This is a genomic window from Kribbella sp. NPDC054772 (genome assembly GCF_053611945.1).
Map to the genome: position 1 here is coordinate 32,993 of NZ_JBSHBJ010000014.1, position 15,112 is coordinate 48,104.

At 71.0% G+C, this 15,112-nt stretch carries 13 protein-coding genes; 7 read left to right on the plus strand and 6 right to left on the minus strand.

The features are described 5' to 3' along the window. Nucleotides 1-11: 11 nt before the first annotated feature. Together ACWGID_RS22095 and ACWGID_RS22100 are read left to right on the plus strand one after the other, a co-directional pair. Nucleotides 12-1,715 carry a DUF885 domain-containing protein gene (locus ACWGID_RS22095; RefSeq protein WP_452199304.1) on the plus strand — a complete coding sequence of 568 codons (1,704 nt, stop codon included), beginning with the start codon at nt 12-14 and terminating at the stop codon, nt 1,713-1,715. Beyond that, nucleotides 1,712-2,902, plus strand: a complete 1,191-nt coding sequence (locus ACWGID_RS22100; protein ID WP_452199306.1) for a Maf family nucleotide pyrophosphatase — start codon at nt 1,712-1,714, stop codon at nt 2,900-2,902. Before ACWGID_RS22095 ends, ACWGID_RS22100 begins: the two co-directional genes overlap by 4 nt. Here the strand turns inward: ACWGID_RS22100 and ACWGID_RS22105 are convergent. Further along, the gene (locus tag ACWGID_RS22105) at nt 2,899-3,099 is read right to left on the minus strand and encodes an acyl-CoA carboxylase subunit epsilon (protein WP_452199307.1); all 201 of its coding nucleotides are present in this window, start codon (nt 3,097-3,099) and stop codon (nt 2,899-2,901) included. The genes ACWGID_RS22100 and ACWGID_RS22105 overlap by 4 nt on opposite strands. Beyond that, nucleotides 3,096-4,673, minus strand: a complete 1,578-nt coding sequence (locus tag ACWGID_RS22110) for an acyl-CoA carboxylase subunit beta (protein WP_452199309.1) — start codon at nt 4,671-4,673, stop codon at nt 3,096-3,098. Before ACWGID_RS22110 ends, ACWGID_RS22105 begins: the two co-directional genes overlap by 4 nt. Before the next feature lie 89 nt (nt 4,674-4,762). On the opposite strand from ACWGID_RS22110, the gene ACWGID_RS22115 reads away from it, so the two are divergent. Beyond that, nucleotides 4,763-6,193, plus strand: a complete 1,431-nt coding sequence (locus ACWGID_RS22115) for a hypothetical protein (RefSeq protein ID WP_452199310.1) — start codon at nt 4,763-4,765, stop codon at nt 6,191-6,193. 52 nt (nt 6,194-6,245) lie between these two features. Beyond that, on the plus strand, nt 6,246-8,147 hold the full coding sequence (locus tag ACWGID_RS22120; protein ID WP_452199311.1) for a hypothetical protein: 1,902 nt from the start codon (nt 6,246-6,248) through the stop codon (nt 8,145-8,147). 11 nt (nt 8,148-8,158) lie between these two features. On the opposite strand, the gene ACWGID_RS22125 is transcribed toward ACWGID_RS22120, so the two are convergent. Continuing rightward, entirely contained in the window at nt 8,159-8,635 is a 477-nt protein-coding gene (locus tag ACWGID_RS22125) for an SCP2 sterol-binding domain-containing protein (protein ID WP_452199313.1), read from the minus strand. 129 nt (nt 8,636-8,764) lie between these two features. On the opposite strand from ACWGID_RS22125, the gene ACWGID_RS22130 reads away from it, so the two are divergent. From ACWGID_RS22130 to ACWGID_RS22140, 3 genes are all read left to right on the plus strand, one after another. Further along, a complete protein-coding gene (locus ACWGID_RS22130; RefSeq protein ID WP_452199315.1) occupies nt 8,765-9,400 on the plus strand; it encodes a TetR/AcrR family transcriptional regulator in 636 nt (211 codons plus the stop codon). 133 nt (nt 9,401-9,533) lie between these two features. Continuing rightward, the gene (locus tag ACWGID_RS22135; RefSeq protein WP_452199317.1) at nt 9,534-12,161 is read left to right on the plus strand and encodes a phosphoenolpyruvate carboxylase; all 2,628 of its coding nucleotides are present in this window, start codon (nt 9,534-9,536) and stop codon (nt 12,159-12,161) included. Further along, entirely contained in the window at nt 12,161-12,967 is an 807-nt protein-coding gene (locus tag ACWGID_RS22140) for a biotin--[acetyl-CoA-carboxylase] ligase (protein WP_452199319.1), read from the plus strand. The genes ACWGID_RS22135 and ACWGID_RS22140 overlap by 1 nt, the downstream gene beginning before the upstream one ends. On the opposite strand, the gene ACWGID_RS22145 is transcribed toward ACWGID_RS22140, so the two are convergent. Genes ACWGID_RS22145 through ACWGID_RS22155 form a run of 3 tightly spaced genes read right to left on the minus strand, consistent with a single transcriptional unit; the run spans nt 12,945 to nt 15,040 of the window. Then, the gene (locus tag ACWGID_RS22145; RefSeq protein ID WP_452199321.1) at nt 12,945-13,493 is read right to left on the minus strand and encodes an MOSC domain-containing protein; all 549 of its coding nucleotides are present in this window, start codon (nt 13,491-13,493) and stop codon (nt 12,945-12,947) included. The genes ACWGID_RS22140 and ACWGID_RS22145 overlap by 23 nt on opposite strands. A gap of 48 nt (nt 13,494-13,541) precedes the next feature. Then, complete coding sequence (locus ACWGID_RS22150) at nt 13,542-13,649, minus strand: MFS transporter small subunit (protein WP_452199323.1); 108 nt, start codon at nt 13,647-13,649, stop codon at nt 13,542-13,544. After that, nucleotides 13,646-15,040: an OFA family MFS transporter gene (locus ACWGID_RS22155; RefSeq protein WP_452199325.1), complete on the minus strand. Its 1,395-nt coding sequence runs from the start codon at nt 15,038-15,040 to the stop codon at nt 13,646-13,648. Before ACWGID_RS22155 ends, ACWGID_RS22150 begins: the two co-directional genes overlap by 4 nt. Nucleotides 15,041-15,112: the final 72 nt, after the last annotated feature.

Sequence of the window (15,112 nt, forward strand, 5' to 3'; positions counted from 1 at the left end):
GTGTCGGCAGCGTGACCGATGCCCGTACCCCGGCGACGACGCCGAACAGCCCGATCGACCAGCTCGCCGAGCGGCACCTCGAGCAGGAGGTCGTGCTCGACCCGATCGCGGCCACCGAGCTGGGGATCGCCGGCCACGACCACGAGCTGCCCGACTTCACCACGGCCGGTTTCGAGGCCCGGGTCGAGCTGGCCCGGCGGTCGCTGGCCGAGGCCCGCGCGATCGAGCCCGGGAGCCCCCGTGAAGAGGTCGCGAAGGATGCCTTCGTGGAGCGGCTCGGGCTGGAGGTGGAGCGCCACGAGGCCGGCGTACCGCAGCATCAGCTGAACGCGATCTCGTCGGTCCCGGCGGCGCTGCGGCAGGTGTTCGACCTGATGCCGACCGGTACCGAGCAGGACTGGGAGATCGTCGCGATCCGGCTCAACCAGATCGGTACGGCGCTCGACGGGTACCGCGACACGCTGCTCGAGCAGGCCGCGCTGGGACGCGTCTCGGCGGTCCGGCAGGTGAACGGGCTGGCCGAGCGGATCGCCAGCTGGACCGGGGCCGAGGGCGACGACTTCTTCGCCGGCCTCGCGGCGCGGGCGCCCGAGAGCCCGGTCAAGCCGACGGTGGAGGCCGCGGCGGCCGCGGCCCGGAAGGCGTTCGACCAGTTCGGCGCCTGGCTGACCGCCGAACTCGCGCCACGGGCTCCGGAGCGGGACGCGTGCGGCCGGGAGGTGTACGAGCTCGCCTCGCGCAGCTTCCTCGGTGCGACGATCGATCTCGAGGAGACCTACGCCTGGGGCTGGCAGGAGCTGGCCCGGATCGAGTCGGAGATGCAGCAGATCGCGGCCGACCTGAACGGTGGCGACCGAAGCATCGAGGCGACGGCGGCGCTGCTGGACAACGACCCGGCGCGGACGGTGCACGGCAAGGAAGCCTTCCGGGACTGGATGCAGCAGCTGTCCGACGCGGCCGTCGTCGAGTTGGGCGGCACGCACTTCGACATCGCCGACGAGATCCGCACGCTGGAGTGCATGATCGCGCCGACCTCGGACGGCTCGACCTACTACACGCAGCCGAGTGAGGACCTGAGCACCCGGCCGGGCCGGATGTGGTGGGCGGTGCCGAGCGGCGTCGAGACCTTCGCCACCTGGCGCGAGGTCACCACGGTCTACCACGAGGGCGTACCCGGGCATCACCTCCAGGTCGCCCAGACGATGCTGCGCACCGACCTGCTGAACCGCTGGCAGCGGATCGCCTGCTGGGTCTCCGGCCACGGCGAGGGCTGGGCGCTGTACGCCGAGCGGCTGATGGAGGAGCTCGGCTATCTCGAGGACCCCGGCGCCCGGTTCGGCATGCTGGACGGCCAGGGCTTCCGGGCGGCGCGGGTGATCGTCGACATCGGCATGCACCTGGAGCTGGAGGTCCCGCGCGACAACCCGTTCGGCTGGCGGCCGGGTGAGCGCTGGAACGCCGACCTCGGGTTCGAGTTCCTGCGCGCGCACTGCCGGATGGAGACCGAGTTCCTGCGCGCCGAACTGCTCCGGTACCTCGGTTGGCCCGGCCAGGCGCCGTCGTACAAGGTCGGGGAGCGGATGTGGCTGCAGGCGCGCGAGGAGGCCAAGCAGCGCAAGGGTTCCGCGTTCGACCTGCGGGAGTTCCACCGGGACGCGCTGAACCTCGGGTCCATCGGCCTGGACCCGCTGCGCCGGGCGCTGGCGAAGCTGTGAGCCCGCGGTTCGTGCTCGCGTCGGCGTCGCCGGCCCGGCTGAAGACCCTGCGTGGCGCGGGCGTCGAGCCGGAGGTGATCGTGTCCGGTGTTGACGAGGACCACATCACCGCGGAGTCTCCGGGTGAGCTCGCCCGGCTGCTCGCCACGCTGAAGGCCCGCGCGGTGGTCGCCAACCTGACCGACCACGCGACGGTTCTGGGCTGCGACTCGGTGCTCGAGTTCGACGGCGAACCCTTCGGCAAACCCGGTACGCCGGACGTCGCGCGCGAACGTCTGCGCGCGATGCGCGGGCGGACCGGCGTACTGCACACCGGGCACTGCCTGATCGACACCGAGAGCAAGCAGGAACTGCGGGAGCTCGCGTCCACCACCGTGGAGTTCGCGGACCTGACGGACGACGAGATCGACGCGTACGTCGCGACCGGCGAGCCTCTCGTGGTGGCCGGCTCGTTCACCGTCGACGGTCTGGGCGGACCGTTCGTCACCTCGACCAACGGTGACTATCACAACGTGGTCGGCGTCTCGCTCCCGCTGCTCCGCACGATGCTCGCCGAGGTCGGCATCGCCTGGCCCGAGTTGTGGAAGACGCAGCATTCCTACACCTACGACGAGACCGTCGCCTCGACGTACGACGAGACCCGCGGAGGATCCATCCGCGCGCAGGCGGCCGCGCAGGCGGTCGACTCGCTGCTCCCCAAGGGCGGCCGGGTACTGGAGCTCGCGGTCGGGACCGGCATCGTCGGCGCCGAGCTGGTTGCACTGGGCAACTTGGTGCACGGTGTCGACCTGTCCGCCGCGATGCTGCACCACGCGCGGGTCCGCCTTCCGGGCCACGTCGCCGCGGCGGACGCGGGCCGGCTGCCGATCGCCGACCGCCGGTGCGATGCGGTGGTGGCGGTGTGGCTGCTGCATCTCCTCGACGACAGCGAACCGGTGATCGCCGAGGTCGCCCGGGTACTTCGAACCGACGGCGTCTTCGTGACCACCACCGAGAAGACCGACGCCAGCCGGTACTCCGACACCCGCGGCCCGAACGACACCCGCTCGCAGGACTCCCTGGCCCACCTGGTGGCAGTGGCCGCGCGGCACGGCCTAGTGCTGGACGGCGCGACAACCTTCCCCGGCCCGGTGCGCAACACGGGCGAGGCTCCGACGTACCCGCTCGTGCGGTTCCGGCGGACTTAGGGGTGCGCCGAGGCGCGCCACTGGCCGGGGCCGGGGTGCAGCGGGGTGCGGGCGTTACGCCAGTACGTCGCCCAGTTGCCGGCTCGTTCCGGGTCGGGAGCCGGCGCCGGTGCGGTCGAGCGTGCGGCCAGGACGGTTACCAGCGCAGCGAGCTCTTCTGGAGTCGGATCGCCTTTGACGACGCGCAGTGTGCTCACAGCGGAATGTTCCCATGCTTCTTGGGCGGCAGGGTGTCGCGTTTGGTGCGGAGCAGGCGGAGGGCGCGGACGATCTCGGCACGGGTCTCGCTCGGCTTGATCACCGCGTCGATGTAACCGCGCTCCGCCGCGATGTACGGGTTCGCCAGGTGGTCCTCGTACTCGGTGATCAGTTCCTGGCGCCGGGTGTCGACGTCGTCTGCGGCGGCGAGCTCGCGGCGGTGCAGGATGTTGACGGCGCCCTGGGCACCCATCACCGCGATCTGCGCGGTCGGCCAGGCGATGTTCATGTCGGCGCCGAGGTGCTTCGACCCCATCACGTCGTACGCGCCGCCGTAGGCCTTGCGGGTGATCACGGTGATCATCGGGACGGTCGCCTCGGCGTACGCGTAGATCAGCTTGGCGCCGCGGCGGATGATGCCGTTCCACTCCTGGTCGGTGCCGGGCAGGAAGCCGGGGACGTCGACGAAGGTCAGGATCGGCAGGTTGAACGCGTCGCAGGTGCGGACGAACCGGGCCGCTTTCTCGGACGCGTCGATGTCGAGGGTGCCGGCGAACTGCATCGGCTGGTTCGCGACCACGCCGACCGGGCGGCCCTCGACGCGGCCGAAGCCGACGATCATGTTCGGCGCGAACAGTTCCTGCACCTCGAGGAAGTCGCCGTCGTCGACGACCGCCTCGATCGCGGTGTGCATGTCGTACGGCTGGTTCGGGGAGTCCGGGATCAGCGTGTCGAGCGCGAGGTCGGTGTCGTTGAGTTCGAGGTCCGCCGGGGCGTCGTACACCGGGGGATCCTCGAGGTTGTTCTGCGGGAGGTGACCGACCAGCGTCTTCACCCACTCGATCGCGTCCTCCTCGTCGCTGCCGAGGTAGTGCGCGTTACCGGACTTGGTGTTGTGCGTCCGCGCGCCGCCGAGCTCCTCCTGGGTGACGTCCTCACCGGTGACGGTCTTGATCACGTCCGGGCCGGTGATGAACATGTACGACGACTCGTCGACCATCACCGTGAAGTCGGTGACCGCGGGGGAGTAGACCGCGCCGCCCGCGCACGGGCCCATGATCAGGGAGATCTGCGGGATCACGCCGGACGCGCGGACGTTGCGGCGGAAGATCTCGCCGTACAGCCCGAGGGAGACCACGCCCTCCTGGATCCGGGCGCCGCCGGAGTCGTTGATGCCGATCAGCGGGCAGCCGATCTTCATCGCCAGGTCCATCACCTTGACGATCTTCTCGCCGAACACCTCACCGAGGCTGCCGCCGAAGACCGTGAAGTCCTGGGCGAACACGCACACCTGGCGGCCGTCGATGGTGCCGAAGCCGGTCACCACGCCGTCGCCGTACGGGCGGTTCGCGTCCAGGCCGAAGCTCGTCGACCGGTGCCGGGCGAACTCGTCCAGCTCGGAGAAGGAGCCCTCGTCGAGAAGCATCGTGATCCGCTCGCGGGCGGTCTTCTTGCCGCGCGCGTGCTGCTTCTCCACCGCGCGCTCCGACCCGGCGTGCACGGCCTCGTCGAGCCGGTGCTCGAGATCCGCGAGCTTGCCGGCCGTGGTGTGGATGTTCACGGTCTCTCCCATGAACGGGCAGCCTACGCGCCAGTACGCCGTACCGCCTGTGACGTCGGCCGCACAGTGCGCTGACTCTCCGCCTCGCTACGCTGCCGAGCGTGGCGGATGCAGATCTGACGGAGGTCCTCGGCCGGATCAACCGGGCCGTGCTGGAGGAGCTGGGCGGCCAGTCGCTCGCGACCGACGAACAGCTGACGCGCGGGGTGACCCGCAGCGGGCGTCCGCTGCTCGAAGCGCTGGCCGCGGGCAACGACGCGCCTCGTGACGATCAGCGGGCGGCGATCCGGCAGCAGCTGACCGAGACGGTCGCGCACTGCGCGAACTTGCGGGTGCCAGGCCCGGTCACGGCGCAGGAGCGGGACGAGCTGCTGTCGACCGCGGAGTACGAGTACAACCGGGACGCGTTCGGCGTGGCGATGAGCAGAACCTGGGCGCAGTTCGCGACTCCCCGGATCGCCGAGCGGCTGGACGCGGGGCTGGGGGAGTTCGGGCCGCCGAGGCTCGAGGCCGACCAGGAAACCGCGTGGACGATCACGTCGACGCTCGGCCGGCAGGTCGGCGTACCTGGTGAGCAGATGCTCGACACGGTGGTCGCCGCGGGCCGAGGCCAGATGGGTGCGAAGGCCGCGGAAATCGTTCTGAGCACCAAGTCGGGCTTCGACATGCTGACCGCTGTGGAGCGGGAGAGTGCCGTCCTGGCCGTCACCGACGAGCTGGAGGACGGCTTGGCGGAGCCGGTCGGAGACATTGCACCGCCGCAGGCCGCCCTCGGCCTCGATCCGGCCGGCAACCCCACCGACCGCGGCCTCGCCGCGCTCGGCTGGGCGAACTACATCGGCGCCGAGGAGATCAAGACCCTCGCGGAGCTCCGCGCCGGTGACGACGGACCCGCGGCGGCGAACACGCAGGAGCTCGCCCGGTTCCTGCCGGGGTACGACGCTTCGGCAACCGCACCGTCGCGCTCTGACAGTGGGCTGACTCCCCGTCTCGCTACGCTGCCGGGCGTGGCAGATCAACAGTTCGGGGAGCTTCAGGCCATCGTCGTCGACCGGCTCCTGACCAGGGTGGAGCACCATTCCGGGATGGAACCCGGCGTCACCGCGGAGCAGATCACGTCGCCGGCTGCCGCCGCGGCCGCCGCGGCCGACGCGGCGGTGACGATGTCGGACATCCCCCCGGCGAGCCGTCCGGCCGCCGTGGCAGCGACGGCCACCATGCTGGTCGAGGGCCTCAAAGACCTACCCGCTCAGGTGGAGGAGTGGCAGGCGCGCGACGCGGACCTGCGCCAGGAGGCCGCGTGGTACGGCGCGTCGCTCGGGGATCAGACGCATGCGGCGATCAAGGGGTTCGAGTCCCGGCCGCCGGCCGGCCCTGGGCGGGATGCCGCGCAGCGCTTCCTGGACGACGCGGCGATCCCGCCGCTGCGCGCCGTACACGGCTCCGGCGGGGAGACGCGCGGCGCCGGCGACGCGGCGCGAACCGGCTCCACCGGATCCCGCCGCGACGGTCCGTCCACCCACAGCCTCTGATACGCGGCCTCTGACGCCCGCGCTGAACCTGGGGCGGGGATAGCGTTCCGCCGTGGCTGATCTCGATCCCGATGTGCTGAACCTGGTCCACCGAGTCAACCAACTCGTCGCCAGCGACACCCGTGGCGAATCGGACGGGCCCAGCCCGCAGGTGATCGCGGTCGCGCGCAATCACGAGCGGGCGCTCAAGGCGCTCGCCGAGAACCTCGCTACCCCGGTGAAGCTCGCCTCCAGCCCGCAGCTGAACCTGACTCGGGCGACGCACCAGGCGGTCGACCGCCGGCCGGAGGTTCGAGCTTCCTTGACGGCGGTCGTTGCGGCCTGCGCACGGTCCCTCGACCCCCGCCGCCCGCTGTCGCCGGCACCCGATCCGGCGAACCGCGAGCGACTGACGACAGCCGTCAGTCACGCCTACGCGTCGACCGCGACGCAGCGGATCGTCCCGCGCCTGCTGCCGAACGGCCGACCGGACGATCTGGGACTCTTCCCGCACGCGCTGCTGGAGGGCGACGCCGCGGCCGCGCGAGCCCTCGCCCTCGCGGTCGGGGCGCGGATCAACCAGAACGACGTGGAAGTCTTGAAGGCCCTGGCCGGCGCCGGGGCCGGCGGCGCCGGGCAGGCCGCCGCGAGCATGGTGCTGTTCGACAACGAGGCCCATCGAACGCTGCCGCCGGGCGCCCAGCAGGCGGTGTTCGTGCGCCAGTTCGGCGACGAGCTCGAAACCCGCTTCGCGGCGCGTGATCTCGGCGCGGCCCGAGAACGCGAGCTGACCCAGGAACTCGAGAGCCGCTGGGGTGACATCGCCGGGGGAGCGGGAGCGGTCGACGGGGCGAACGCGACGGTCATCGCGGAGATGCGGGGACTGCACGAGTTCCTCGACGAACTGCCGGACTGGCACCCGGCCAAACAGGAACGCGACGCCGCGCGCGTTGCGGCCGAACCGGCGCCGCCCAAACCCGCTCCGGTCAAGTCGGCTCCGGTCCCTGCTGCTCAGCGGAGGGAACGGCCGGCGTCGGTCGACGCGTTGCTGCACGGGATGCGCGACACCGTCGGCGAGCTGACCGGTACGTCGGAGTCGCTGTGGAACGGCGAGTACGTCCCCGCACCGGTCGGTCGGACCGGGAACCAGGTGTACGTCGCGCAGGACTCCGACGGCACGCTCCGCCTCAACAGGAACCTGGTGGAGACGCCACTGCGGCAGCTGACCGCGGAGGGTCCTATCGTCCTCACCGACCAACAGGTCGTGGAGGCCCGGGCAGCACTGCAAGCGGTGACGTCGACGCTGTCGTGGCAGGCCGTCTCGGACGGGTACACCCTCGGCGACGAAATTCGGGCGCAGGCGACCATCCCTTCGGACCTCACGTTCGCGGTCGGTCGCGCCTTCTCGGAGGACTATCTCGACCTGGTCATCGAGCAGACCCTGCCGGGTGACGTCGCGGAGCAGCTCACCGGAGGGCCCGTTCCGCACGTCGACTCGGAGCGCGCGCCGGCCGCGCGGGCCTTCGCGGGCAGCATCGACGACCTCACCGGCCGGGACGCGGGCGAGACGTTGCGGCAGCTCGCCGGTCAGCCCCGCGGGGCGATCGCGACGACCGCGGCCGACGTACTGACGGCGCACGCCGGCATCCCCAGCGAGCAACAACCGGCCCTCGCCCGCGACGTCGCTGCGCGGGTCGACGCGGCGTTCGGCGTACTGCCCACCCAGGTCGAGGCCTGGCGCCAAGCCGGTACGCCGGAGCGCGACATCGCCGGCCGATCTCGCGAGTTCGGGCACCAGCTGGCCCGAGAGGTCCACGAACTGGTCCGAGCACGGCAGGATCCCTCCGCCCGCTTCGTCCCCGGCCTCGACCCGACAAGCGCCAAGCCCAGCGGCGTCAAAGCCCCCACCGCCGGCCAGTCAACAGAGCAATCGACGGGGCAGACCCACGCCAAGCCACGCGGCATGGAGAAGTAGTGGCGGGAGGCTCACGGCGGGCCGACGGCGAAGAGTTTGGTGAGGCGGGCGGCTTGGGTTAGGTCGCCTTGGACGGTGAGGCGTTGTTTGAGGACGGCGGTGAGCGGGTCCTCGTTGCCGGTGACGATGCGGAGCAGGGTGGCGGGGTCGGTGCGGATCGAGATGTCGGGTGGCGTGGCCGGCGCTGGTACGGCGGCGCAGTGGCCGTCGTGGACCCGGATCCAGTACTCGTCGACGGCGTCGCCGGCCCCGCCCGCGCCGGTGATCTGCCATCTGACGACAGCATCGAACCCGGCGGCCCGGGCGGGTCGGAGGTACTCCGGCATCCGCCGAAAGATCTCGCGCAACGCGATCTCTCGTACTCCCCCGATGAGTCGATGCCGAAGCTCCCGCTCCGACGTCCGGTCGACCATCCGGGCAAGCTCACTCGCGTCCAGGGCGGTGATGCCCTCGGACTCGAGCCAGCCGGCACTGCCTCGTTCGGTCATCGACCACCCCCGCGGCAGTGAGTGGGAGGTTCGCCGCACACTCTTCGCCGCCCATCGGGCGCCGAAGTGTCTCCGGTGAACTTCCCTACCAGACCGTAGGAATTTCCTACGATGCGGTAGCTTTGTCAAGTGGTCGAGGAGACTGAGCGACGCCGGCGGGCGCGGCATCTCGGTCCGGAGCGCCGCCGCCCACTGATCCTGGACGCCGCCCTCGAGGTCTTCGCCGCGAACGGGTACGCCGGGACGACGATGCAGTTGATCGCGGACGCGGCCGGCGTCACCAAACCGGTCGTCTACGACTGCTTCGCGAACCGCGACGAACTCCTGCTCGCGCTGCTCGCCCGCGAGGAGCAGCACCTGGTGATCTCGATCGTCGGCGCGCTCCCGGCCGACCCGAGCGTCGGCAGCCCGCAGCAGCACGTCCTCGACGGCCTGACCACGTTCTTCACCGCCGTCCAGAAGCAGCCGCGGTCCTGGCAGATCGTCTTCGGAGCCCAGTACGGCGCGACGCCCGTGATCGCCGAGCGGGTCCGCGCGGCCCGGGCGTTCCTCGTCGAGAGCCTGCGGCTGACCCTGCTGAAGCAGTTTCCCGGTGTCACCGACCCGGCCGCGAACCTCCCGGTACTCGCCGAACTGCTCGCCGCGATGACCGAGACCTGCGCCCAGATGCTCGTCACCGACGGCCCCGGCGGCACCGACCGCACCCCGGCCGAACTCGCCCGAACCGTCGCCCAGGTCGTCGCCGGCGGCTTCGGCACCGTCTGATCACCGCCCGAGCGTGACCAGTGCCACACGGGCGGCTCACATACTGTGAAGTAGCTGAACGCCCGGTCACGATCGGCTTCCAGTGGGCGGACTCGGCGGCACGGACGGGCGTCCGCCGATAATGTGGGCGAACGTGACCGAGACCGGAAGTGAGACCCGTACCCGCGCGCGGTTCGAGGTGCCTGAGGAACTCAGGGCCGACGTCCGCCTGCTCGGAGAGATCCTCGGAAAGGTTCTGGTCGAGTACGCCGGTCAGCCGCTGCTCGACGACGTCGAGAAGTTACGCGAGCTGACCATCGCCGGAGACGGCGCCGCGGCCGAGCAGCTGGTCGCCTCCTGGCCGCACGAGCGCGCCGAGGACGTGGCCCGCGCGTTCACCTGCTACTTCCACCTGACGAACCTCAGCGAGGAACTGCACCGCGCCCGCGTGCTCCGTGAGCGCGACCGGGCCGGCAGCGAGGCCGTGGTGTCGGAGCTGGCCCAGGCCGTCGAGCAGATCGCCCGCGACAGCGGCGAGCAGCAGGCCCGCGCGCTGCTCAACGGCCTGGAGTTCCGTCCGGTACTGACCGCGCACCCGACCGAGGCCCGGCGCCGCGCCGTCCTGGCGACGATCCGGCGGATCTCGTCGCTGCTGGACGAGCGCCACGACCCGCGCGCCGGCGACAGCGACCTGGCCGAGAACCGTCGCCGCCTCGTCGAGCAGGTCGACGTCCTGTGGCGTACGTCGCAACTCCGCACCGCCCGCCCCTCGCCGCTGGACGAGGTGCGGTCCGCGATGGCGGTGTTCGAGGAGACCCTGTTCAACGTCGTCGGCAACGTGTACCGCCGGCTCGACGACGCGCTCGCCGGGGACGCGGCCGGGACGCGGCCGCCGGTGGTGGCACCGTTCGTGCACCTCGGGTCGTGGATCGGCGGCGACCGCGACGGCAACCCGAACGTCACCGCGGCGATCACCCGCGAGGCCATGCAGATCCAGGCCGACCACGTCCTGCGGGCGCTGGAGCAGGCCACCGAGGTGCTCGGCCGCGCGCTCACCCTGGACGCCGCGACCACTCCGCCGTCCGCACCGGTCCGCCGGATCCTGGAGGACGCCCGGGCGGTCAACCCGGAGCTGATCGCGGACATCGAGAGCCGGTCGCCCGCGGAGCCGCACCGGCAGCTCCTGCTGCTCGCCGCGCGCCGGCTGGCCGCCACCCGGAACCGGGACGCCGACTTCGGCTATCCGCGGGCCGCTGACTTCCTGCACGAGCTCAAGGTGCTGCAGGACTCGCTGGTGACCGCCGGTGCACCACGCCAGGCGTACGGCGAGCTCCAGCAGCTCATCTGGCAGGTGAACTCGTTCGGGTTCCACCTGGCCGAGCTGGAGGTCCGTCAGCACTCCGCCGTACACGCCAAGGCCCTCGAGGAGGTCCTGGGCGGCGGAGAGCTGTCAGAGAAGACCGAAGAGGTCCTGGCGACGCTGCGGGTGATCGGACAGATCCAGCAGCGCTTCGGCCCCGAGGCCTGCCGCCGGTACGTCGTCTCGTTCACGCGCAACGCCGGCGACCTGGCGGCCGTGTACGAGCTCGCCGACGCCGCGCTGGACGGGCGTCCGATCGAGCTGGACGTCGTACCGCTGTTCGAGACCGGTGAGGACCTGCAGAACTCGGTGGAGGTGCTGGACAACGCGATCCAGCTCACCCGGGTCCGGCACCGGCTGACCGCGAACGACCGGCGCTTCGAGGTGATGCTCGGGTACTCCGACTCCGCGAAGGACGTCGGCCCGGTCTCGGCGACGCTGGCGCTGTACGACGCGCAGGCGCGGATCACCGCGTGGGCGCAGCGGAACGCGATCCGGCTGACCCTGTTCCACGGCCGTGGTGGCGCGCTCGGGCGCGGCGGTGGCCCGGCGAACCGCGCCGTACTGGCGCAGGCTCCTGGGTCGGTGGCCGGGCGGTTCAAGCTCACCGAGCAGGGTGAGGCGATCCCGGCCCGGTACGGGAACTCGGCGATCGCGCAGCGGCACATCGAGCAGGTCACCGCGGCGACGTTGCTCGCGTCGACGCCGGCCATCGAGGAGCGGGCCGTCGCGGCGGCCGAGCGGTTCTCGGTGATGGAGAAGACGCTCGACGAGGCCGCGCGGACGGCGTACCACCGGCTGGTGAAGGCGGAGGGGTTCGCGGAGTGGTTCAGCACCGTGACGCCGCTGGAGGAGCTGGGGCAGCTGCCGCTCGGTTCGCGGCCGGCGCGGCGTGGTGTCGCGGTGTCGTCGCTGGAGGACCTGCGGGCGATCCCGTGGGTGTTCGCCTGGTCGCAGGCCCGCGTCAACGCACCGGGCTGGTACGGCCTGGGTACGGCGCTGCAGGCCGTCGGTGACGTCGCGCTGCTGCGGGACGCGAACCAGAACTGGCCGCTGTTCCAGGTGATGCTGGAGAACGCGGAGATGTCGCTGGCGAAGACCGACCGGCGCATCCTCGGCCGCTACCTCGAGCTGGGCGACCGGGACGAGCTGACGCAGCAGATGCTCGACGAGCACGCGCTCACCACCGAGTGGGTGCTCAAGGTGCTCGACCAGGAGCGCCTGCTGCAGGGCCGTCGCGTGCTGGGCCGTGCGGTCGAGCTGCGCAACCCGTACGTCGACGCGCTCAGCTACCTGCAGCTGCGGGCGCTGCGGACACTGCGGACCGATGACTCGCTCAGTGAGGAGCAGATCGTCCGCACTCGACGGTTGCTGCTGCTGACCGTCTCGGGCGTTGCCGCCGGCCTGCAGAACACCGGCTGATGTTCAACGACCTGGAGCGGCCCCCGCTGGACGAGAAGTTCCTGCGGGGCCGCTTGGTGCGCCCCGGTTCGCTGTGGACGCAGATCGATGTACTCGCGGAGACGCCGTCGACCAATGCGGTCGTGGCGGCTGCTGCCGCGAAGGGCCAGCCTGAAGGGCTGGTCGTGGTGGCGGAGTACCAGTCGTCCGGTCGAGGACGGCTGGGGCGGACGTGGACGACTCCGCCGCAGTCGGCAGTGCTGATGTCCCTGTTGCTGCGGCCGACAGCGGTCGACGCGTCGCGCTGGCCGTGGCTCGGTCTGCTCGCACCGCTGGCCGTTGCGGCCGCGGTGCGCGAAGTGGCCGACGTACCGGCGCAGGTGAAGTGGCCGAACGACGTACTCGTGGAGGACCGGAAGCTCGCGGGCATCCTGCTCGAGCGGGTCGACGGTCCGGCTGCCGTCATCGGGATCGGTCTCAACGTGACACTGCGCGAGTCGGAGAAGCCGCACGAGGCTGCCACGTCACTCCTGCTGGAGAAGTCAGCCACCACGGACCGGACGACGGTGATTGCGGCGGTACTGCGTGAGCTCGCAGCGCGCTACCGGACCTGGGCCGAGTCGGGTGGGGATCCGCAGACGATCCTCCCGGAGTACCGCGAGTTGTCGGCGACGATCGGCCGGAAGGTCCGCGTCGAGCTCCCTGACGGCACCTTCCTGGAAGGCACTGCCCGCGACCTCGCCGACGACGGCCGCCTGATCGTCGACACCCCCGAAGGCCCACGCCCCCTCGCCGCCGGCGACGTCACCCACCTCCGCCCAGCCTGACCGCAGCGGCCGGCCGGTGCACCACCACGATCGGGTCGCCGGCCTGCACCGAGCCGGTCTCCAGCACCTTCAGGTACGCGCCGACCCGCCCGGTCTTCGCGAACCGATGGTGGAAGCGGTGGATCCCCATCCGCCCCGACAGGTTCCCGCACGGCGTCCGCGCCGACCGTACCTCGACCAGGATTCCGTTGGCCGTCCCACCAATCCGCCACCGCTCGCCGAGCAGCGCGCCGGTGATGTCGAGCCCGCGCGTGGTCAGATTCTCCCCGAACAACCCCGGCGGAATCTCCCGCCCCAACTCGGCGCTCCACCACTCCGCATCCTCCGCGGCGTACGCGTAGAGCGCCTTGTCCACCCCGCCGTGGTACCGCGTGTCGCACTGCCGGTCACCGACCAGCCCGAGCTCGCCCACCGCGACCGCCCCGTCCACCGGCCGCTTGTCGATCGCCGTCCGCCGCGTCGGCCCGCGGATCAGCTCGTGGACGACGTTCACCGCCACGACGGCGGCGGGCACGGTGGTGGTCATGCCACCATCGTGCCGCCGTTCGCGCCGGCGTACTTGATCGTTTTCGCTTTATGAGGTGAAGATCTTGGCTGCGGTGATCAGGGTTTCGATGACGCCGTAGCCGAGCAGGACGGCGACCAGGAGCCAGGAGATCACCAGGCGTGCGGTCTGGTTCATCGTGCGGCCTCCGCCGTCGTCTCGGTCTTCTCGTGGAACCGCTCGGCGACCGAGCGGATCAGCAGGTTGGCGACGAACCCGACGACGAGGACGCCGACCATCGTGAACAGCGCCGGACGGTACGCCGACGCGGTCAGCGTGCCCGGCTTGCCCTCCTTGTCGAGGAACCCGTTGATGATCAGCGGTCCCGCGATCCCGGCCGCCGACCACGCGGTCAGCAGCCGGCCGTGGATCGCGCCGACCTGGTACGTGCCGAACAGGTCCCGCAGGTACGCCGGTGCGGTCGCGAAGCCACCGCCGTAGAACGAGATGATCACCGCCGCCAGCAGGACGAACACGAACGTGCTGGTGTGCCCGACGGTCGCCAGCAGTGCGTACGCGACGATCCCGACGCCGAGGTACATCGCGTAGATCGGCTTGCGCCCGATCACGTCCGACGTACTCGACCACCCGAAGCGGCCGCCCATGTTGAAGATCGACAGCAGCCCGACGAACCCGGCCGCCGCGGCGACCGCGACCGTCGACTTCCCGTCGTCGCCGCGGAAGAAGTCCTGGATCATCGGGCTGGCCTGCTCGAGGATGCCGATCCCCGCGGTCACGTTGCAGAACAGCACCACCCACAGGAACCAGAACTGCGGTGTCTTGATCGCGTTCGCGGCCGAGACGTTGCCGGTGGTGACGAGCGCCTTCTGCTGCACGCTCGCCGAGTCGAAGCCCGGTGGCGTCCAGCCGTCGGCGGGGACGCGGATGTTGAAGACGCCGAACATCATGATCACGAAGTAGCCGACGCCGAGCGTGACGAACAGCCCGACGAGTGCGCCGCCGCCCGCGACCGACGTACTCACGTTCGGGTTGTAGCCGGCGTCGTACAGGCTGAGCAGCTGGCGGGACAGCGGGCTGGCGACGAGCGCGCCGCCGCCGAAGCCCATGATTGCCAGGCCGGTGGCGAGGCCCGGGCGGTCGGGGAACCACTTGATCAGGGTGGAGACCGGGGAGATGTAGCCGATCCCGAGACCGATGCCGCCGATCACGCCGTACCCGAGGTAGACCAGCCAGAGCTGGCCGGTGCCGATGCCGAGGGCGCCGACCAGGAATCCGGTCGCCCAGAAGCAGGCGGCGACGAACATCGCCTTCCGCGGGCCGTTGCGTTCGACCCAGGTGCCGCCGATCGCGGCCGAGAGGCCGAGCATCACGATCGCGATGCTGAACACGACGCCGACCGCCGTCTGACTGGCGCCGAAGTGCTTCACCATCGAGGTCTTGTAGACGCTGGTCGCGTACGCCTGCCCGATACACAGGTGGACGGCCAGCGCGGCCGGCGGGATCAGCCACCGGCTGTACCCCGGCGGTGCGACGGTGTGCTCCCGATCAAGTACCGACAAGACTGCCATCACGGCTCCCTCTCGTCCCCCAGCTGGTAACCCTTCGCGCATCTTGGCTCACTGTATGCAGATTGTGAAGTG